Here is a 20,306-nt window from a genome sequence, read left to right on the forward strand (position 1 = left end):
ATGGGCAATATTATCGCCACCGGCTTCAATTCCGGTTCAGACGACGGCGAGCTTTTCAGCCTTGAAGAAGACCTGCGTCACCTCGCCGATATCGGCGTCGATACGGTCGAGCTGGGCCTCACCAGCATCGATCTGATCTCGGGTGGCCGCATCCTGCCAGAGCGCCTGCAGCGCCTGCTGGCCATCACCAGCCAGTTCGACTTCCGCTACACCGTGCACGGCCTGGTCTCGTCCAACTTCATGGATCCCGACACGGCGCCGTTCCAGATGCAGGCAGCCAAGGCGCTGGTCGAACTCTGTGATCGCGTAGATGCCCGCATTCTCGTTCAGCATGGCGGCGCGCTGCGTGCCGATCAGCTGCATGAGCGGGCCGGGGCCGACAATCGCGAACGCGAAGCGCTGACCGAACTGGCCGAATTTGCCCGCCCCTATGGCGTGCGGATCGCGCTGGAAAACATCTTCACCACTGAGCTTGGCCAATACCGCCAGACCCCGGCCGAGGTCGCCGAAACCGTCAAGGCGGTGAACCACCCCAACGTGGTGGCACTGATCGACTTCAGCCACGCCTATATCGAAAGCACCTATAAGGGCCTCAATTTCCGCGAGCAGATCGCTGCGATGGCGCCCGTCGCCGGGCACCTGCATGTCCATGACAGCTTTGGTCGGCCTCAGGCCTTCTACAAGGCGTTCCACCTGCAGGAAAACACGGCCATGGGCATCGGCGATCTGCACATGCCGCTCGGCTGGGGCGACATTGACTGGGACTCGATCTTTGCCGAGCTCACCTTCCTGCCCGACACGGTCATGATGATGGAAATCGGCAAGCGCCACCGCAGCGAGCAGCCCGAAAGCCTGCGCCGCGCCCGCCAGCTGGCCGGGCTCGACCAGCCTGCTGCCGCAGCCGCACAGTAAGCATTCGCCGGGGTCGATCCACCGCGTTCGACCCCGGCGCACTGGCTAACGAAGTCTTGCTCACCCTCGCGCAAATCAAGCCATCTTCGGAACTCCGGTTTCACCGCTGCCTGCTAGCTTCGCCGTCAAGGTAGGGTGCCGATGATAACTGATAGCGCGTTGCTGCTACGCCTCCAGACTGAGATATTGGAAGCCGTGGCGTGCGGGGAATCCCTCACGGCCATCGCTGAGCTGCTGTGCCTTCGTGTCGAAGCAGCGGTGCCCGACGTCACCTGTTCCATCCTTGCCGTTGATGCAGAGGGGTATCTTCACCCCCTTGCAGCGCCGAGCCTGCCGGTTAATTTCGGTGCCGCCGTGGATGGCGCGCCGATCGGTCCAAAGGCAGGGTCTTGCGGCACGGCTGCCTTCCGCAATGAAGCGGTGATGGTCACCGACATTGCCAGCGACCCGCTCTGGGAAGATTTCCGTGATCTCGCCCTGCCGCTTGGACTGCGTGCCTGCTGGTCCAGCCCCATTCGCGATAGCGCCGACAACGTCGTGGCCACCTTTGCGTTTTACTATCGCTCATGCCGAGGGCCGGACGAGCTCGAGCGCAGCATCGTCCAGACCTGCGTGCATCTCTGCGCCATTGCCATCGAGCACGAGCGTGTCCGCCTCAAGAACCACCGCCTGGCCTATTTCGACGCGCTGACCAATCTGCCCAATCGTGGCCACTTCAACGACCTCCTGGCCAGTCACATCAAGCGCGGCAAGCCTTTCGGCCTGCTGCTGGCCGACATCGATCACCTCAAGGTGGTCAATGACACGCTGGGCCACACCTATGGCGACATCCTCATCCGCACCATTGCCGAGCGTATCGCCGATAGCGCGCCGGGCCTCGTCGCCTGCCGCCTCGGCGGCGACGAATTCGCCGTCATCGTGCCCGGTTGCGCCGATGAGCGATCGCTGTCGTCCGCTGCAGCGCATATGTTGTCCTGCGTGCGCGGCTTGATTGCGGTGGGCGAGCAGACGCTCGACCCGCATGTCACTGCTGGTGGGGCGCTGTTCGGTCCCGACGGTGCCGATGCGGCCACGCTCAGCCAAAGCGCGGACTTTGCCCTTTATCATGCCAAGGAAACCCGGCGCGGCAGCTATGTGCGCTTTGCCCCGGGCCTGCGCACTTCGATGATCCAGCGCGCCAGCATGGTCCGCGCCGTCGATCAGGCCATCACCGAAAAACGCATCATCGCGCACTATCAGCCGCTGGTGCGGATCGACACCGGCGAGATCGTTGGCCTTGAGGCTCTGGCGCGGATGCGCATGCCCGATGGGCGCATCGCCGCCGCTGGCGAGTTCCACGCCGCCATGGCCGACGCGCGCATCGCCTATCAGTTGACCGGCGAAATGCTGACCCAAGTCGCCGCCGATATCCGGCATTGGCTCGATTTGGGCATCGACTTCCAGCACGTCGGCATCAACGTCACCAGCGGCGATTTCCTGCGTGGCGATCTCGAGCAGCGCATCGTCTCGACCTTTGAGGCTGCTGGCGTGCCGCTCAAGCATATCGTGCTTGAGGTCAATGAAGCCGTTTTTATGGGCGGCAATGACAATAAGGTCCCGCGTGCGGTCAGTGCCCTCCGCCAGCGTGGGCTACTCGTGGCGCTCGACGATTTCGGCACTGGCTTTGCCTCGCTCACACACTTGCTGACTTTCCCTGTCGATATCATCAAGGTCGACAAGTCGTTCATCGAGCGGCTCGTGCATGACACCTCCAGCAAGGTCATCGTCGGCGCGATCATCGATATCGCGCGCAAGCTCGACATGCGCATCATCGCCGAAGGCATCGAGTCGGCCGAACAGGTCGACGCCCTTCGCGCACTTGGCTGTTCGTTGGGGCAGGGTTATCTTTTTGCCCGCCCATGCTCGGCCAAAGACACGACAGAGCTTCTCTCGGTCTTTGCGCAAAAGCCCAAGCCCTCTGCTGAAACGCGCCTGTTCGCCTGACGTCCCCATGACAGGACGGTGACAGGCTGCGTGCCTATGCTCCCAATCCAAGGACGCAACGACGTTCCGGATTTCCATGGGAGGACTTATGAACAAGCTGCTTTTGGCCGCGCTGATTTCTGGCGCTATGGCCGTGCCCGCTTTTGCTGCCGATTACACCATCATGGCGCCTGCTGCCCCCGGCGGCGGCTGGGACCAGACCGCCCGCACCATGCAGGAAGCTCTCCAGTCCTCGGGCATTTCGGGCAATGTGCAGGTCACCAACGTTCCCGGGGCTGGCGGCACCATCGGTCTCGCCCAGTTCGTCAATCAGTCCGCTGGCAATCCCAATGCACTGATCGTGGGTGGCTATGTGATGGTTGGCGCCATTCTCACCAATGCCTCCCCTGTGACACTCGAAGAGGTCACCCCGATTGCCCGCCTCACCGGCGAAGCTGTCGCCATCGTCGTGCCGAAGAATTCCGATCTCAAGACGCTGGCTGATCTCGTCGCCAAGCTCAAGGCTGATGCTGGCTCCGTCTCCTGGGCCGGTGGTTCGGCGGGCGGCGCTGATCACATCACCGCAGGCCTCATCGCCAAGACGGTCGGTGTCGACCCAACCACCATCAACTACATTGCCTATTCGGGCGGTGGTGAAGCCCTCGCCGCCGTGCTCGGTGCACAGGTGACCGCAGGCATTTCCGGCTACAGCGAATTTGCCAGCCAGATCGAAGCCGGTGAACTGCGCCTGCTCGCCGTTTCCAGCGACGAACGCATCCCCGGCGTTGACGCGCCAACCCTGCGTGAAGCGGGCGTCGATATGGCCCTGCAGAACTGGCGCATGGTTGCTGCTGCCCCCGGCATCACTGCCGAGCAGAAAGCCGCCATCTCCGCCGATATCGAAAAGATGGTCAATTCGGATGCCTGGAAGACCGCGCTTGAAACCAAGGGCTGGGTCAACACCTACCTCGCTGGCGATGCGTTCGACGTTCAACTCGATGCCGATATCGGCGCGACCGAAGCCATCCTGAAAGACATTGGCCTGGTGCAATGAGCTCAGGCGCACCAAACCTGTCGCGCCGCCCCGATGGGGCGGCGCTTGTCATAGCGGTCATTCTGGCCGGTATCGCCGCCATCATCATCTGGCAAACCAGCCAGATGCGCTTGCCACCCATTCAGGCACGCGTCGGGCCAACCGTGTTCCCCTACGCCATCGCGGGCGGCATGCTTTTGCTCTCCGTCGGCACGGCGGTTTCCGCCATGCGCGGTGGTTTTCCTGCGCGTGACAACGACAATTACGTGCCGATTGCGTGGATCATTGGCGGGCTGGTTGCCCAGATCCTGCTGCTCTCGACCGCCGGTTTTTCCATCGCCACCGGCATTCTCTTTGCCTTCACCGCCAAGGCCTTCGGGCGTGGCCCGCTGTGGCAGACCATTCCGATAGGCGTCGTCTTCGCCTTCATCGTCTGGTTCGCCTTTGCCAAGGGCCTGCAACTTTCGCTGCCGGCCGGCTTCCTCGAACGGCTCATCCCCTGATCGGAAGGCGCTGAAATGGACACTTTCGGACTTCTCGCGCAGGGCATGGTCGCTGCGTTGCAGTGGCAAAACCTGATCTATGCCCTGATCGGCGTTACCTTGGGCACCGCCGTTGGCGTGCTGCCCGGCATCGGCCCTGCGCTCACCGTCGCTCTGCTCTTGCCCGTCACCTATCGGCTCGACGCGGCTGGCTCGCTCATCATGTTCGCTGGCATTTATTACGGCGGCATGTATGGCGGCTCGACTACCTCGATCCTGCTCAATACACCCGGTGAATCCGCCTCGATCGTCACCGCGCTCGAAGGCAACAAAATGGCCCGCAAGGGCAGGGGCGGTCCCGCCCTCGCCACCGCCGCCATCGGCTCGTTCGTCGCTGGCCTGATCGCGACTTTGGCGCTGGCTTTCGTTGCGCCATGGGTCGTCAAATTCGCGCTGGCCTTTGGCCCCGCCGAATATTTCGCCCTGATGGTGCTGGCCTTCATCACCGTTTCTGCCGCCTTTGGCGACAGTGCCGTGCGCGGTCTCACCGCCCTGTTCATCGGCTTAGGCTTGGGCATTATCGGCATCGACCAGCAAACCGGCCAGTCTCGCCTGGCCTTTGGCGTGCTCGATCTGCTTGACGGTATCGAGGTGACGACGCTTGCCGTGGCCCTGTTCGCCATTGGCGAAACCCTCAAGATCGCTGCCGACCGCAATCAGGTCAAAGAAGAGGTCATGGCGGTCAAGGGTTCGGTCTGGATGACCAAGGAAGACTGGAAGCGCAGCTGGATTCCGTGGCTACGCGGCACCGCCATCGGCTTCCCCATCGGCGCCATGCCGGCGGGCGGCGCTGATGTGTCGAGCTTCCTCTCCTACAGCGCCGAAAAGTCCTTCGCCAAGCATCCCGAAGAGTTTGGCCACGGTGCCATCGAGGGCGTTGCCGGTCCCGAGGCGGCCAACAATGCTTCTGCCGCCGGTACGCTCGTGCCGCTGCTGACGCTGGGTCTGCCGACAACGGCCACCGCCGCCATCATGCTGGCGGGCTTCCAGCAGTTCGGCCTCCAGCCCGGCCCCTTGCTGTTCGCCAACAACGCCAACCTCGTCTGGGCGCTGATTGCCAGCCTGCTCGTCGCCAACTTCATGCTGATCGTGCTCAATCTGCCGCTGATCGGTCTCTGGGTGAAGCTGTTGACCATTCCAAAGCCCTGGCTCTATGGCGGTATTCTGGTGTTCGCTACGCTGGGTACACTGGGGGCAAACGGCGCCATGTCCGGCCATATCGGCCCCATCAGCTTCTCGTTTGAACTGGTGCTGCTGCTGGCCTTCGGCGTGCTGGGCTATCTGCTCCGCCGCTTCGGCTACCCGATTGCGCCCGTCGTTGTCGGCCTGATCCTGGGGCCCATGGCCGAGCAGCAATTGCGCCGCGCTTTGGCGATCAGCCAGGGCGACGTCACCATCCTGTTCCACTCGCCCATCGCCATCACCCTCTATGTAGTGACGGCCATCGCCGTTCTACTGCCGCTGTTCATGCGCCTGCGCGGCAAGGGGCAGGTTCTGGGTCAGCTGGCCAGCGACGAAGACTGACCGAGCTCTCCCGCAAAGAAAAAGCCCGGGCACCATTGCTGGTGTCCGGGCTTTTCAACGTTCTGTCGGCTGCCAATCGAGGTCGCACAGGGAGCAAGCGCCCTCGGGTCTTTCGACCTTTAATAGCGGCTGATCGAACGGAAAGCAGCGGCGTCGATACCGAGGGTCTCGAGATGCTTGGCTTTGGGTGCCCGTCCAGCCTCAACAGCATTCGCGGCGGCAGCAGCGCTGCCAAAGACTTCAACGAACGTGCTCAGGGTCGCAAACAAACCTTTGCTGCGCAGGGTACTCATTTCCATTTCCTCTCAAAGACCCGGCCGAATTGCCGCGTCACTCTCATGAGTGTTCAAATGGACCTTGTACTGCCCCTTTACTAGGTCGCCTACGGCAAGCCAGCTATGCACCGCTGGGGATGCATTGCTGCGTCTCTGTCCGGAGCGCTTTTATTGCAGCCAGGCCTGGAAGCTGCCGCCGGCGATCATCGCCCAATAGAGCTTGCCGCCGGGGGCACGAGCGACGGCAAGGCCGAACTCGGTAAAGCGGGTGCTGAGCAGGGTGGAGCGGTGGCCAGGAGAATCCATCCAACCCTGAATCGCTTCCTGTAGCGTCTTTTGGCCGCCCGCGAGATTTTCACCGACGGCGCCGATATAGCCCGCCGTGGTCACGCGCTGGCGCAGCTTGACGCCAAGATCGTGGCTGAGGGTGTTTTTCTGCGCCATCAGCCGCGCCTGCGCGCGTGAGGCGTCTTCGAGGCGCTTGTTATAGGTCCATGCGGGGGCGCCATTGGCCGCGCGCACCGCATTGATGGCAGCGAGAAACTGCGCATCGGTCAATGTTTCGGGGGTAGCGCCACCGGCTGGAACAAAGGGAACCGTGCTGGCGCAGGCGGCGAGAACGAACGCGGGGGCCAGGGTGAGAAAGCCGCGACGGGTCAGTGAGCTCATGCAGAATTCCGATGGTGGGCAGCCGAAGACGCACAAGTGGTAGCGCAATTGGCCGCCCCGGCAAAGCGTCGAGGCCTGGCAGGGTTAGCGCGCTAGGCCTGATCGTAAGCACTGAGCAGATGCGGCAGCACCGCCAGATCGGTGGCGATCGGCGTGCCTTCGGCCAGCTCCCAGCAGGCGGCGAGCGCGGAATGCGCGGCGGCGTAACCGAGGACCCGTTTGCGATTGAGCCCGAGGCGATTGGCGAAGGCATCGGCCAGCGCCGCAATGCGGCGCGGATCGGCGGCAAGCTTGGTCGCGCCAACCGGGTTGCGGAACACATTGGCCACTTCGTAGGCTGGATCACCAAGCAGCCCCTTTGGATCAATGGCCAGCCAGCCGCGATCCGAGCTCAGGATATTGTCGTGGTGCAGATCGCCATGCAGGGGAATGGTGGGCGCAGGCTTGTCGAACAGCTTGAGCGCAATGCCTGCGGAGCGGGCATACAAATCGCGCGCGGTGTGCGGCCACATGCGCACATCGGTGGCGAACAGCGCATCGAAGCGTTCGCGCAGTGGCATCAGGCCATTGGGGATATCGCCGCGCGGTTTGTGCAGGCTCGCCACAACCGTGCAGACGGCGATGGTACCCTGATCGTCGTGCCCGGCGCGGACCGGTTCGCCCAGCGTGCCGCCATCGAGCCATTCCATGAAGATGGTGTCGCCATGCATATCGAAAACGGTCGCGGCACCCTCGCCGCCATACCAGTTCATCAACTGCGCGCCACGGCGCTCTTCGGCGGCAGCAGGGCCGGATTTGAGGATCTTGAGGGCAGCAAAATTGCGCCCGTTCTGCTCGACGCGGAAAATCCAGCTCGTCGCTGTTTCGGCCACGGGCGTGGATTTGGTGAGCGACCAGCGGATCAGGGCGCGGTTGAGTGCAGTTTCGACGGGAGACTGATTCATGGCGGTCATTAGAGCAGAACGCGGCCCCAGTTTCGACTATCCAGCCCGTCCTCGCCGCAAAAGGTGATCGAATTCAGGCGGCGGCAAGAATTGGTTAGCCTTGTGGCTTGGCAAGACAGCAACCCTAATCGACGGGACATTGGCCCGGAAAGGGTTCGTTATGATTGCGGGCGCAGCATGGGTAAACGCAAAGACCAGTCCATCAAAGGGGGGACAGTCAATGACACATCTACCCTATGAAGACAGACGCGAAGCCAACGAGTTCACCGACATCGTTGCGGCCGACGAGGCGCGGCCGGGTATCGGCAAGCAATTGCTCAATGGCATTGGCGGATTGCTGGTGCTGCTCATCACCGGAATAGTGATCGTGCTGCTGGTGCTCTGGAAGTCGCCGTAACCCCATAAAAGTCACCACTATCACCGCGCTGCCCTCGGACTTGATCCGAGGGCCACTCCCCCCACGGCACCAGCGGGTAGTGACCCTCGGATCAAGTCCGAGGGAAGCGACAGTGGGTGGGATGGTGCCAGTAGCAAACCCAAGTGGGCGGGCGCGCTGCTTCACGCCCTAGGCGATCCTGTAAGCGTCCTTCGCCGCCTGGTAGCTCAGGTGGCGCGCAATATCGCGGGCGCTGGCCTTGCTCAGCCGATGCTCGGCCACCCATTGCGCCAGGAACCCGCAGACTTCGCGCCGCCACACATCATGCCGCGCCGGAATGGACAGCAGGGCGCGCGTGTCGTCGTTAAACCCGGCAAGGTTATAGAACCCGGCTGACTCCACCACCTGATCGAGATAGCGGCGAATGCCCTGCGGGCTATCGTGGAACCACCACGGCGGACCGATCATCAGCGAGGGCCAGAAGCCCGCCATCGGCGCCAGCTCGCGAGCATAATTGCTCTCGTCCAGCGTGAAAGCGATGAGGCGCAGGTTCGGCTCGTTGCCGCAACGGTTGAGCAGGGGCTGCAGGCCATCGACATAGTTCACCCGGCTCGGAACATCCCCACCCAGATCCGGCCCGCGCTCTTCCAGCAAGTGCGCGTCAGTATTGCGACGTGCGCCCGCGTGCAGCTGCATCACCATGCCATCCTCAACCGCCAGCAGCGCCATTTCGGTCATCATCTGGGCTCGGAACAGGTCGGCATCCTCCGGGTCGTATTGCCCGGTCAGAATGCGCTCCAGCAAAGCCTGCTTTTCGAGCGGCGCGAGGTCGGCGGTCAGGGCGGTAGGCAAGCCGTGATCGGTAGCGACGGCACCAAAGCGGCGGAAGACTTCGCGGCGGTTGCGATGCGCATTGATCAGGCCCGACCAGATCGTGATGTTCTCGCCGGTCAGGTCGCCAAACTGATGCAACCGGTCGAGAAAGCCTGCGCGCTCGGGATTGGTGACATCATCGGGGCGATAGGTGGTGCGGACGCGGCCAATAAGGCCCTCGGCTTCCATCTTGTGGTGATGGGTGAGCGGGTCGAGCGCATATTCGGTGGTGGCGATAACCTCGACGCGCGCCCGGTCGAGCAGGGCGCGGGGCAGCAGGTCAGGCGTGGCCAAAGCGGTATCGATCGTGTCGTAAATGGCGTCGGCGGTGTCGGAAGACAGCTCGTCGGTGATGCCAAACGCCCAATGCAGCGAATGGTCGATCCACGACTTGGACGGAGTGCCGACAAAGAGGTGATAATTGGCGGCAAACAGACGCCAGGCCGCTCGGCCATCGGCAATGGGTTTGCCGTCCTTCCGTGGAATGCCCAGATCGTCATAGCTGAGGCCACGGCTGCGCAGCATGCGCAGCACATAGTGGTCGGGCGTGAGGAACAGCGCCGTGGGGCTGGCGAAGCGCTCGTTATTGGCGAACCAGGCCGGATCGGTATGCCCATGCGGGCAGATCAGCGGCAGCTCGGCCACCTCCGGATAAAGCTCGCGCGCAATGGAGCGGGCGGGCTCGGCGGCGGGCAACAAACGATCGGGATGGAGATGAGCGGGCTGGGTCATGCGCGGAACTTGCCACGAAGCAGAAGCCAGATCAACGATCTGCCATACAAGATGAAGATTGTGGCATTTTATGTAAATTAACCGCGATAGCAGGAACGAATTCGCGACATTCCCCGTGGAGGTTAGCCTTTCGATGCGGGTGAGAAACGGCTGAGCAAAGCGGCCGCCCAAAACTGAAACCGATCATCTGGCTGGGGCCAGCGAGGGGACGTTTATGGCGCATCTGGACACACACGACACGCAGGACATTCTGGTTGCCGCGCGCCGCGAGGCGCGTCGGTCCGGTCATGTGCAAAATGCACAGATCATGCTCGTCGCAGCCGGTCTTGCCGCCTTCGGCATAGTGGCGGTTGCAGGCGCCATGCTGGTCGCGGTGTTTTAGCGGTAAACCCAAGTGACGGCATGGCGAAAAGACCCTAGTGTCCCGCCATGCGCATCCTGCTTGTCGAAGACAATGAAGACCTGGGCGAGGCCATCGAAAAGCGGCTGCGCAGTGCTGGCCACTCGGTAGAATGGGTGCGCGACGGCGCCGACGTTGTTTCGGCGGCTGAAGGCGACAATTTCGATGCGGTGGCGCTCGATCTGATGCTGCCCAATCGCGATGGTATCGGGCTGATCGCCGAGCTGCGCCGCCGCAAGTTTAATGCCCCCATCCTCGTCATCACCGCGCGCTCCGAGATCGACGACAAGGTCAGCCTGCTCGATCTGGGGGCCGACGATTATCTCGTCAAACCGTTCGACCTGCGCGAGCTCGAAGCGCGCCTCCGCGCCCTCATTCGTCGCACCGGTGGCCAGACCACGAGCACCTTGGGCGTGGGCAATCTCGAACTCGATCTGGCCGGGCTCAACGCTGCGGTCGCTGGTAAATCCCTGGAACTGGGCCGCCGCGAATTCCGCCTGCTCGAAATCCTCGTTACCAGCGCCGGCAAGGTCGTGCCCAAGGAGCGGCTGATGAACCAGCTGTTCAATTTCGATGAAGCGGTTTCGGTCAATGCGCTCGAACTGCACATCTCGCGGCTGCGCAAAAAGCTCGAAGCAGCGAGCATCGAAATCGGAACCGTGCGCGGGGTCGGCTATGTACTGCGCACGCCCAATGGCTAGCCGTGACACCGGCCTCTTTCTCACCTCCCCCGAAGGGAGAGGTGAGAAAGAGGCGAACGCACGCCCACTCCTTCTTCTCCCTCCCCCTTGTGGGGAGGGCCGGGGTGGGGGACTGCGATCCCGCCGCGCTCGCGCATCACTGAGGCATCGCACCCCGACCCTAGCCCTCCCCGCAAGGGGGAGGGAACAGTGTGGTGCTCGGGGAGTCCCCGCGCTTTGACCAAATCCTTCTCCATCCGCCGCCGCATTCTCGCGCTTGCCCTCGCGCTGTTGCTTGCCGCCGCTGTCGTACTCATCGTGTTCATTCGCGACTATGCCGAGCGCGCGTCCGACCGCGCCTTCGATCGCCTCCTGGCCGCGTCCGCGCTAACCATTGCTGGTGCCGTGCAGGTGGAAAATGACACGGTGATCGTCGAACTGCCCTTTGCCTCCTTCGCCATGTTTTCGGGGCGCGACCGGGTGTTCTATGCTGTCGAGGACCCCAGTGGCCGTGCGGTGACGGGCTATGATGACCTGTCTGCCACGCTCCCCGAAATGTCGTCGGCGGGACCGGTGTTTGTCGACACCATGTATCGCGGCGAGCTGGTGCGCGTCGTCAGCGTCGGGCGATTGACATCATCGGGCAGCGACACCGATTGGGTGACCATCCACGTTGCCGAAACGCAAACCGAGCGTGAGGCATTGGCCGCCGAAATCCTCGGTAATGCCATTGTGCCGGTTGTGGCGCTGACGCTGCTGGCTATCGCCCTGGTATGGTTTGGCATCGGCCGCATGTTTGCCCCGCTCTATCAGCTGGAGCAGGAGTTGCGTGGTCGCGCCCCAGACGATCTGTCCCCCATCGAGGTGCCGGTGCCGGTGGAGGTGAGCCACCTTGTGTCCGGGCTCAACGCCTTTATGGCCCGACTGGGCAGCGCGATGGAGCGGGTGACGGGCTTGGTGGCCGAAGCCGCCCATGAGGTGCGCACGCCGCTGGCTTCGCTGCGCGCGCAGGCGGAAGTGGCGATGGATGAGCAGGACCCTGAAGCGCTGCGACGCCGGGTCAGCCGCATTCATCAGGGGGCTATTCAGGCCAGCCAATTGGTCAGCCAGCTCTTGATGGACGCAACGATTTCCCATCGCCTCGAAAATCAGGAAACCGACACCACGGCGTTTGGAGCGGTGATTGATGATGTACGGCAAAGGCTTGATCCCGATCTGGCGCAGCGACTTGTGCTGAACGTGCCTGAAGATGTGGCGGCGGCGCAGATTCGTGGCGACCGGGTGGCGCTGCGCGAGATGGTGCGCAATGTGGTGGACAATGCGCTGGTCTATTCCGAGGGGGCGGTCGAAATCGATGGCAGTGTCGGCGACGGGGTCTTGAACATGCGGGTGAGCGATGTGGGACCGGGCATTACCGACGCCGAAAAGCCGCTGGTGCTGGAACGCTTCAAGCGCGGCAGCGCCAGTGGCAACAAGGTTGGCTCGGGCCTGGGCCTGTCCATCGTCAATCGCGTGGTGGTGGCGCATCGCGGCGCGCTGCTGCTCCGGGATCGGACAGGTGGCGGGTTGATCGTCGATATCACTTTGCCACTGGTTGGGCGTAATGCCCGCGCCGAGCAGATGCGCCGTGCCTTGGGCAGCCTTGCCGCGCTGGTATTGTGCCTGCTGCTGGCTGATCCGCGTGGGGCACAGGCGGCGAGCTCAACCTATCCCGCGCCCGATGGCAGCACCGAGACCGTGCTCAAAATTGTAGGCACCACCGATACCCCGCTGTTCGCCGATTTCGTCGCCGGGTTTCAGGCGATCCGGCCCGATGTGACGGTGGACTATGACGAGCAGGACTCCCTGCCGATGTATCAGCAGTTTCTGTCGGGTGAGATGGCCCGGCCGGACCTCGTGATCAGCTCAGCGGCGGACCTGCAGATCAAGCTGGCCAACGATGGCTACGCGCTGGCCTATGACAGCCCCTATCTGGGCGATCTGCCCGATTGGGCCCATTGGCGCAACGAGGTGTTTGGCTTCACCTTCGAGCCCGCCGTCATCATCTACAATCCCGACCGGATCAGCGCCGCCGAAGTGCCGCGCACCCATCTGACGCTGGCCGAGCTGCTGGAAAACCAGACTGAGCGGTTTCGCGGTGCGATTGCGACCTATGACATTGCGCTGAGCGGGGTGGGCTATCTGCTGGCGTCGCAGGATCAGGTAATTTCGTCGAACTTCTGGCGGCTGGCAGCGGCCTTTGGCCGGGTCAATGCGCAGTTCTCCGGCTCCAGTCCTGCCATCCTCAATGGCGTCGCCGATGGCACGCTGGCGCTGGGCTACAACGTGCTGGGCTCATACGCCTTCGCCCGCAAGGCCGCCGGCGCCAATATCGAGATCATTGTGCCCGACGATTACGTGCTGGTGCTGACCCGCGCCATGCTGATCCCGCGCGATGCTCCCACACCCGAGCTTGGTCGGGCCTTTGTCGATTTTGCCCTCTCCCCGGTCGGCCAGCAGATCGCGGCAGGGCAGACGGCTTTGGGCTCGGTGGTACCGGGCGGCGAAGGCGAGTGGAGCAGCGAAGCCATCTCCGCGCGCGGACGTGGTGTCATTCAGCCGATCGGGCTGGGCCCCGCCTTGCTGGTCTCGCTCGATCAGCAGCGGCGGTCCCGCTTTCTGGAAAGCTGGGGCGAAATCGTTTCGCCCAAGCCCTAGACGGTCAGCGTCCGCCGCACGGCCACGTCCCAACCCTTGATCTTGCGCTTGCGCTCAGCGCTGTCCATTTTTGGCTTGAATTCAGCATCAAGCGCCCAGCTGGCGGCGAACTTCTTCATGTCCGGCCACACGCCTGCGCGCGATCCGGCCAGCCACGCCGCACCCAGCGCCGTGGTCTCCAAAATCACCGGACGATCCACCGGCGCGTCCAGAATGTCGGCCAGAAACTGCATGGTCCAGTCGGACGCGACCATGCCGCCATCGACGCGCAGCACGGTGTCGCCGCCGCCCTTCCAGTCCTTGCGCATGGCTTCCAGCAGGTCGCGGGTTTGGTAGCAAACCGCTTCCAGTGCCGCCTTGGCGATCTCTGCAGGCCCCGAATTGCGCGTCAGCCCATAGATCGCGCCGCGCGCCTCGGCGTCCCACCATGGCGCGCCCAGCCCCACAAAGGCGGGCACCATGTAGACGTTCTGGCTCGGGTCGGCTGACTCGGCCAGCGGCCCGGTCTCGCTGGCGTTCTTGACCAGCTTCAGGCCGTCGCGGATCCACTGCACCGCAGCCCCGGCGATAAAGATCGAGCCTTCCAGCGCATAGCTGGTCTGGCCGTCCAGCCGATAGGCAATGGTGGTCAGCAGCCGGTTCTTGCTGCGCACCATGTCGGTGCCGGTATTGAGCAGCGCAAAGCACCCCGTGCCATAGGTTGATTTCAACATGCCCGGCTCAAAGCAGGCCTGCCCGATGGTGGCCGCATGTTGGTCGCCCGCTACCCCCAGAATTGGGATCGCCGCACCAAACAGCGCAGGGTCAGTCACGCCGAAATCGTCAGCGCAGTCCTTCACGTCGGGCAGCAGCGCCGCTGGAACGTCAAACAGCTCCAACAGCCCCTTGTCCCAAGTGTTCTTGGCGATATCGAACAGTAGCGTGCGGCCCGCATTGGTTGCGTCCGTGACATGGGATTGCCCACCGGTGAGCCGCCAGATCAGGAAGCTGTCCACGGTGCCAAAAGCCAGCTCGCCAGCTTCGGCGCGCTTGCGGGCGCCCTTTACATTGTCCAGCAGCCACTTGACCTTGGTGCCGGAAAAGTAGGGGTCCAGCAGCAGCCCGGTCTTTTTGGTGACCACGGCCTCATGCCCGGCCTTTTTCAGCTTGGCGCAATAGGCGGCGGTCCGCCGGTCCTGCCACACAATGGCATTGTGGATGGGTTTGCCGGTAGCGCGGTCCCAGATCAGCGTGGTTTCGCGCTGGTTGGTAATGCCGATGGCGGCGATATCGCTGGCCTCGACTTCAGCCTCTTTCAGCGCCTTCTGCACGGCCCAGACAACACTCTTCCAGATTTCCTCCGGGTCATGCTCCACCCAGCCATCCCGTGGAAAGTGCTGGGTAAATTCCTTCTGCCCCACCCCGGCAATCGCCCGATCCTTGTTGAACACAATGGCCCGGCTCGACGTCGTGCCCTGATCGATCGCCAGAATGTAGTCGCTCATGCGATTCTCCTCCTCAGGCAGCATGCTGCCAAGTCCACCAGACTGCACCTCCCCTTTGACGGGGGAGGTTGGGATGGGGTGTGAGAGCCCCGATATCGCGGCCAATCCTCCCCCACCCTTGATCCCTCCCCGCAAGGGGGAGGGGTCGACTGACACCCTAGTGTCCCTTCGCGGCCAGATACGCTTCCAGCGCAGCAACCTCTTCCGGGCCGACGCGCAAGCCAACCTTGGTGCGGCGCCACAACACGTCTTGTGCCGTCCGTGCCCATTCATTGGCAATCAGATAGTCCACTTCGGCGGCATAAAGGTCCCAGCCAAAATGCTGGCCCAGCGCCGACACATCCTTGGCGTCGCCGAGCAGGATCCGTGCCTTGGTGCCGTAAAGCCGGGTCAATCGACGTGCCAGGTTCGCGGGCAGCCCCGGATAGTCCTTGTGCAGGCGGCGCACCTCGGCGTCGAAGGCGAGGGGCTCAAAATCACCGCCGGGCAGGGTGCTCTTCTTGGTCCAGGCCGGACCCTTCTTGCCCAGCACATGCTCGATCTTTTCCAGCACGGACTCGGCCAGTCGCCGCGACGTGGTCAGCTTGCCGCCAAACACGTTGATCGCCGCGCCGGTTGCTGCATCGCCATCAACCTTCAGCACATAGTCGCGTGTGGCTTCCTGCGCTGCGCTGGCGCCATCGTCAAACAGCGGCCGCACACCCGAATAGGCCCAGTGCATCTGGTCGCGCGTCACTGGCTTGGCAAAATATTCGCTCGCTGCAGACAGCAGGTAGTCCGTCTCGGCGTCCGAGATTTTCACGTCCTTGGGGTCGCCCTTATAGTCGAGATCCGTGGTGCCGATCAGGGTGAAATCATCCTCATAGGGAATGGCGAAAATGACGCGACCGTCGCCGTTCTGGAAGATGTAGCAGCGATCGTGGTCATACAGCTTGCGCACCACGATATGGCTGCCCTGAACCAGCCGCACATTATGCGCGCCGTTCTTGCCCATCGTGCCGTTGATGACGCTGTCGACCCATGGCCCGGCAGCATTCACCACCAGCTTGGCATGGACGGTCTGGCAGCCACCTTCGCCATCAAGGTCAATGCGCCAGCCACCATTTTCGCGGCGCGCGCTTGTCACCTTGGTGCGCACATAAACCGTCGCGCCCTTGTCTGCCGCATCGCGGGCGTTCAGCACCACAAAGCGCGCGTCGTCCACCCAGCAGTCCGAATACTCAAAGCCCAGCCGATAGCCGGGTTTCAGCGGCTTGCCGGTCACGTCCTTGGTCAGGTCCAGCGTCTTGGTCGGCGGCAGCAGGCGGCGCCCACCCATATAGTCATACATGGCCAGGCCGGCGCGCAGCACGATGGCGGGGCGCAGGCCCTTGTGATGCGGCAGCACAAAGCGCAGCGGCTTGATGATGTGGGGCGCGGCTGCCCACAGCACTTCGCGTTCCGCCAGCGCTTCATGCACCAGTCGGAACTCGTAATGTTCGAGGTAACGCAACCCGCCATGCACCAGCTTGGTGGCGGCTGAAGAAGTGCCCGACGCCAGGTCGTTCATCTCGGCCAGGGCAACCGTATAGCCGCGTCCTACGGCGTCGCGCGCCACGCTTGCGCCATTGATTCCGCCCCCGATGACAAAGATGTCGACGCTGTGATCCAGGCTCATGACGCGCTCTCCATTTGCTTTCGTTTATACGCGTTTCATTTTCGTTTGAGAAGCAACAAGTTTCGGTTTTGCGCTCAAGCCCCTGCCATACAGGGCGCGGTTGACCGCATGACGACAGCAGACTAGGCCAAGATGTCTTTCGGCCACAGGAAGTTCGGGCCATGCTTGCCATTCTCAATGTGATCGCGCCCATCTTCGCGCTGATGGCGTTTGGCTATGGCGCGGTGCGGTTTCGCCTTTTTCCTGCCGAAGGCATCAAGAGCCTCATCGCTTTCGTCAATAATTTCGCGACGCCGTGTCTGCTGTTTTATTCGCTGCTCACCAGCGATTTCGCCTCGGCCTTCAATCCATCCATCATTGGCGGCTTCTACATTGGCGCGCTGATCTGCTTCGTGCTCGGCATTGTGCTGGCGCTCAAGCTGTTCAAATCCAGTCCCGGCGAGGCTGTGTCCATCGGCTTTTCCGGCACCTTCACCAATACGGTTCTGGTCGGCCTGCCGATCATCCAGCGCGCCTACGGGCTCGAAGCGATGCCGGTCACCCTGTCGATCATCGGGCTGCATGGCGCCATCCTGCTCTCGGTCGGCATGATCACCATGGAGTTGATGCGCCGCGATGGTCAGTCCCTCGGCAAGACGCTGATCGTCGCCGTGCGCCGCGTCGTATCCAATCCGCTGATCTGGGGCATTGTCGCGGGCATGATCGGCTACTTCTCCGGCCTGCAGCTGATCGAGCCAGCCGAAGCTTTTTTCGTCATGATGAGCCAGGCTGTGGTCCCCGCCGCCCTGTTCGGCATTGGGGGCGCGCTCTATGAGTTCAAGCTGTCGGAAAGCTGGAAGCCTGCGCTTCAGGCGTCGCTAATCAAGCTCATCGTTCACCCCGCCATCGCCTATGTGCTGATGATCTGGGTGCTACGTGTGCCCATGGACATTGCCCGCTACGGCATTCTGCTCGCCGCCATGCCAGCAGGCGTCAACGTCTATGTTTTTGCCACCTACTACAACCGCGCCACCAGCGTTGCCGCCAATACGATTCTCATCGCCACGGTCATGTCGGCCCTGACCATTTCGGGCTGGCTCTATCTGCTCAGCCTGTGAGGGTGGCTGGGCAATTTTGATGAAGCCGATCAAGCATTAAACGCAAGAAGGGGTTGTCTCCCCCGATCAAGACCGTAATCTACGGTACGCAAGAGGAGCACCCCATGACCATCGAGATTCTGCAGACCGGCAAGTTGCTTGCCAGTTGCGAACAGGCGCTGTCCGAGCGTTTCACCGTGCACAAGCTGCACGAGCAGGCCGACCCCAAGGCCTGGCTGGCTGCCAATGGTGCGCGCATCCGCGCCCATGCTGGCGCCAATGTGCAGGCCGACCTGATGGACGCTCTGCCCAATCTCGAAATCATTTCCAGCTTTGGCGTCGGCTATGACAGCATCGACGTCAAAGAGGCCAAGGCCCGCAATATCCGCGTCACCAACACGCCCAACGTGCTCAACGATGCCGTGGCCGAGCTGACCATTGGCCTGATGATCGGGCTGGCCCGTCGTATTCCCCAGGCGGACCAATATGTGCGCCAGGGCAAGTGGCCCACCTTGGGCAACATGCCCCTGTTCAGCGAACTCACCGGCAAGACCGTGGGCATTCTGGGCCTTGGCCGCATCGGCAAGGAAATCGCCAATCGCGCCCAGGCCATGAAGATGCGGGTCATCTATAGCGGTCGCAAGCGCCAGCCCGCTGAGCCGCATGTCTATTACAGCGATCTCACCGCCATGGCCCGCGACAGCGACTGGCTCGTCATCATCGCTCCCGGCGGCAAAGGAACGGACCGCATCGTCTCGCGCGAAGTGCTCGAAGCCCTCGGCCCCAAGGGCATGCTGGTCAATGTCTCGCGCGGCACGCTGATCGACGAACCTGCCATGCTCGAACTTCTGCAGAACGGTGGCCTTGGCGGCGCGGCGCTCGACGTTTTCGAAAAAGAGCCCTCGGTACCCGAAGCCTTTTTCGCGCTCGACAACGTCGTCCTCTCGCCCCATCAGGGCAGCGCCACCACCCAGACCCGCGACGCCATGGGCGCGCTTCTGGTCGCCAATCTCGATGCCCATTTCGCCGGCGAACCGCTCATTTCAGCGGTGGTGTAAGATCATGAGTTCCGCGCCAGATGAGCGAATGGTTCGCATTGCCGAGCTGGAAATTCACAGCGCGGACCTCGACCACTATCGGGCCTATCTCGAAGAGGAGATTGCGGCCTCGGTTGAACGCGAGCCCGGCGTGCTGATGTTGCACGCCGTGGCAGACCGCGCCGACCCCACCAAAATCCGCATCCTCGAAGTCTACGCCAACCGCGAGGCCTACGAGACCCACATCACCACGCCGCATTTCCTCAAATACAAACTCGGCACCGCCGACATGGTCAAATCCCTGCGCCTGGTCGACGTCGATCCGATCATTCTGGCGGCGAAATAGGGGGCGTCGACCTCAAGCCGGGGATTTCCAGTCAATCCGCTCCCCCTTGCGGGGAGTAGCGGGGGTGCGATGCTTCAACACGTCACTGAGCGTCGTGAACACTCCATCCGGATTGCCAAGAACATCGCTATTGGTGAATCGCACAACCTCATAGCCCCTTGATTTGAGATAGTACGTCCGCCGCGTATCATGTCTGGCAGCCGCGATGGTCCCGTGCGTGTCGCCGTCAATCTCCACGATTAATGCCGCGTGATGGCACACAAAATCCGCATAATACGGCCCGATTTGAGCCTGTCGCCGAAAATGAAATCCGGATTTGCGAAGTGTGTAGATGATCTGCCAGAACCGGCGTTCAGCTGGTGTTTGCGCCGCGCGCAGCTGACGGGCCCGTGTCAGACTCATAGCTCTGTGACCCCCACCCTTGATCCCTCCCCGCAAGGGGGAGGGAGACGACTGGCCCCCCAGCCGTCACAACATTGACTGACACTCCGCCCCCCTCAGTCAACACCCTCCCCCTTGCGGGGAGGGATCAAGGGTGGGGGTGGTCCCTCAGCCCACACCTGAGCCCTGCACAGCCCCTCAGGCCACTGCCATAAAAATCCGGTGCGGTTCCCCACTCATGAGCAGCACATCCGACACGGCCCAGCCTTCGCGTGCAAGGAGCGGATCGGCCGACGCCGTCAGCGCATAAACCCGCTTCTGCCCCAGCCGCCGCGCCTCTGTGCGGGCTCGGCCCAGCAGCGCTGTTGCGACCCCGTGCCGCCGCCATTTTGGCGCCACCACAAGTCCGCTCAACCATGGGGAGCGCTCGGTCACCATGCCGCCCGAGGTTGCCGTCAGCGCGCAGGTGCCGACAATATTGCCGTCACCCAGCGCCACAATGCCCAGCGGCAGGCCATCGCGCCGCATCCGTTCGCTGAGATCGGTGCGCGCAGAAGCGCCGCGTGGATTGTACCAATCGGGCCAGGTGGCATCGAGCAGCGCGGTCAGGCCCTCAATGGCGTCGGGGTGGTCGATCAGCAATGCAGTGGTAATCGTCATCATCCTGCCTTTCTCGCACAGCTTACCTGCTTCACACGGCGATTCC

20 protein-coding genes are annotated in these 20,306 nt (G+C 62.7%); 12 read left to right on the plus strand and 8 right to left on the minus strand.

The features are described from left to right. The 5 genes from WH87_RS17210 to WH87_RS17230 all read left to right on the plus strand — a co-directional run bounded on the left by WH87_RS17210 (position 1) and on the right by WH87_RS17230 (position 5,973). Positions 1-912, plus strand: coding sequence for a TIM barrel protein (locus WH87_RS17210; protein WP_046138926.1), 912 nt, complete (start codon positions 1-3; stop codon positions 910-912). A 141-nt stretch (positions 913-1,053) separates the two neighbouring features. Next, complete coding sequence (locus WH87_RS17215; RefSeq protein ID WP_245622470.1) at positions 1,054-2,895, plus strand: putative bifunctional diguanylate cyclase/phosphodiesterase; 1,842 nt, start codon at positions 1,054-1,056, stop codon at positions 2,893-2,895. Between the two features lie 88 nt (positions 2,896-2,983). Continuing rightward, positions 2,984-3,928: a Bug family tripartite tricarboxylate transporter substrate binding protein gene (locus WH87_RS17220; protein ID WP_046138924.1), complete on the plus strand. Its 945-nt coding sequence runs from the start codon at positions 2,984-2,986 to the stop codon at positions 3,926-3,928. Further along, a complete protein-coding gene (locus WH87_RS17225; protein ID WP_046138923.1) occupies positions 3,925-4,410 on the plus strand; it encodes a tripartite tricarboxylate transporter TctB family protein in 486 nt (161 codons plus the stop codon). The genes WH87_RS17220 and WH87_RS17225 overlap by 4 nt, the downstream gene beginning before the upstream one ends. Before the next feature lie 15 nt (positions 4,411-4,425). Beyond that, positions 4,426-5,973: a tripartite tricarboxylate transporter permease gene (locus WH87_RS17230; protein WP_046138922.1), complete on the plus strand. Its 1,548-nt coding sequence runs from the start codon at positions 4,426-4,428 to the stop codon at positions 5,971-5,973. 119 nt (positions 5,974-6,092) lie between these two features. Here the strand turns inward: WH87_RS17230 and WH87_RS19895 are convergent, their stop codons facing one another. The 3 genes from WH87_RS19895 to WH87_RS17245 form a co-directional block, all read right to left on the minus strand. Further along, positions 6,093-6,266, minus strand: a complete 174-nt coding sequence (locus WH87_RS19895) for a hypothetical protein (protein ID WP_197410843.1) — start codon at positions 6,264-6,266, stop codon at positions 6,093-6,095. A gap of 150 nt (positions 6,267-6,416) precedes the next feature. Continuing rightward, complete coding sequence (locus WH87_RS17240; protein ID WP_052726384.1) at positions 6,417-6,917, minus strand: CAP domain-containing protein; 501 nt, start codon at positions 6,915-6,917, stop codon at positions 6,417-6,419. Positions 6,918-7,009: 92 nt separating this feature from the next. After that, positions 7,010-7,861 carry an aminoglycoside phosphotransferase family protein gene (locus WH87_RS17245; protein WP_197410844.1) on the minus strand — a complete coding sequence of 284 codons (852 nt, stop codon included), beginning with the start codon at positions 7,859-7,861 and terminating at the stop codon, positions 7,010-7,012. Positions 7,862-8,081: 220 nt separating this feature from the next. On the opposite strand from WH87_RS17245, the gene WH87_RS19695 reads away from it, so the two are divergent. After that, on the plus strand, positions 8,082-8,258 hold the full coding sequence (locus tag WH87_RS19695) for a hypothetical protein (protein WP_156458275.1): 177 nt from the start codon (positions 8,082-8,084) through the stop codon (positions 8,256-8,258). A 168-nt stretch (positions 8,259-8,426) separates the two neighbouring features. On the opposite strand, the gene uxaC is transcribed toward WH87_RS19695, so the two are convergent. After that, on the minus strand, positions 8,427-9,842 hold the full coding sequence (uxaC, locus tag WH87_RS17250) for a glucuronate isomerase (RefSeq protein ID WP_046138920.1): 1,416 nt from the start codon (positions 9,840-9,842) through the stop codon (positions 8,427-8,429). A gap of 214 nt (positions 9,843-10,056) precedes the next feature. Between uxaC and WH87_RS19700 the strand changes: the two genes are divergently transcribed. The 3 genes from WH87_RS19700 to WH87_RS17260 all read left to right on the plus strand — a co-directional run bounded on the left by WH87_RS19700 (position 10,057) and on the right by WH87_RS17260 (position 13,619). Further along, entirely contained in the window at positions 10,057-10,224 is a 168-nt protein-coding gene (locus WH87_RS19700) for a hypothetical protein (RefSeq protein WP_156458276.1), read from the plus strand. Between the two features lie 47 nt (positions 10,225-10,271). Then, positions 10,272-10,943, plus strand: coding sequence for a response regulator transcription factor (locus WH87_RS17255; protein ID WP_046138919.1), 672 nt, complete (start codon positions 10,272-10,274; stop codon positions 10,941-10,943). Positions 10,944-11,159: 216 nt separating this feature from the next. After that, positions 11,160-13,619: a sensor histidine kinase gene (locus WH87_RS17260; RefSeq protein WP_046138918.1), complete on the plus strand. Its 2,460-nt coding sequence runs from the start codon at positions 11,160-11,162 to the stop codon at positions 13,617-13,619. Here the strand turns inward: WH87_RS17260 and glpK are convergent. After that, positions 13,616-15,103 (minus strand): glycerol kinase GlpK, encoded by a 1,488-nt coding sequence (gene glpK / locus WH87_RS17265; RefSeq protein WP_046139695.1) that lies wholly within the window; start codon positions 15,101-15,103, stop codon positions 13,616-13,618. The two genes, WH87_RS17260 and glpK, sit on opposite strands and share 4 nt — an antisense overlap. A 157-nt stretch (positions 15,104-15,260) precedes the next feature. Continuing rightward, the gene (gene glpD / locus WH87_RS17270) at positions 15,261-16,760 is read right to left on the minus strand and encodes a glycerol-3-phosphate dehydrogenase (protein WP_046138917.1); all 1,500 of its coding nucleotides are present in this window, start codon (positions 16,758-16,760) and stop codon (positions 15,261-15,263) included. 161 nt (positions 16,761-16,921) lie between these two features. Between glpD and WH87_RS17275 the strand changes: the two genes are divergently transcribed. The 3 genes from WH87_RS17275 to WH87_RS17285 all read left to right on the plus strand — a co-directional run bounded on the left by WH87_RS17275 (position 16,922) and on the right by WH87_RS17285 (position 19,219). Continuing rightward, complete coding sequence (locus tag WH87_RS17275; protein WP_046138916.1) at positions 16,922-17,857, plus strand: AEC family transporter; 936 nt, start codon at positions 16,922-16,924, stop codon at positions 17,855-17,857. Between the two features lie 104 nt (positions 17,858-17,961). Beyond that, a complete protein-coding gene (locus tag WH87_RS17280; RefSeq protein ID WP_046138915.1) occupies positions 17,962-18,894 on the plus strand; it encodes a 2-hydroxyacid dehydrogenase in 933 nt (310 codons plus the stop codon). A 4-nt stretch (positions 18,895-18,898) separates the two neighbouring features. Further along, positions 18,899-19,219 carry a putative quinol monooxygenase gene (locus WH87_RS17285; RefSeq protein WP_052726382.1) on the plus strand — a complete coding sequence of 107 codons (321 nt, stop codon included), beginning with the start codon at positions 18,899-18,901 and terminating at the stop codon, positions 19,217-19,219. 12 nt (positions 19,220-19,231) lie between these two features. Here WH87_RS17285 and WH87_RS17290 read toward each other — a convergent pair whose 3' ends face one another. Both WH87_RS17290 and WH87_RS19175 read right to left on the minus strand, forming a co-directional pair. Then, positions 19,232-19,621: an endonuclease domain-containing protein gene (locus tag WH87_RS17290; RefSeq protein ID WP_046138913.1), complete on the minus strand. Its 390-nt coding sequence runs from the start codon at positions 19,619-19,621 to the stop codon at positions 19,232-19,234. A 177-nt stretch (positions 19,622-19,798) separates the two neighbouring features. Continuing rightward, on the minus strand, positions 19,799-20,263 hold the full coding sequence (locus WH87_RS19175) for a GNAT family N-acetyltransferase (protein ID WP_052726381.1): 465 nt from the start codon (positions 20,261-20,263) through the stop codon (positions 19,799-19,801). Between the last annotated feature and the right edge of the window lie 43 nt (positions 20,264-20,306).

The organism is Devosia epidermidihirudinis (assembly GCF_000971295.1).
GTDB lineage: Bacteria > Pseudomonadota > Alphaproteobacteria > Rhizobiales > Devosiaceae > Devosia > Devosia epidermidihirudinis.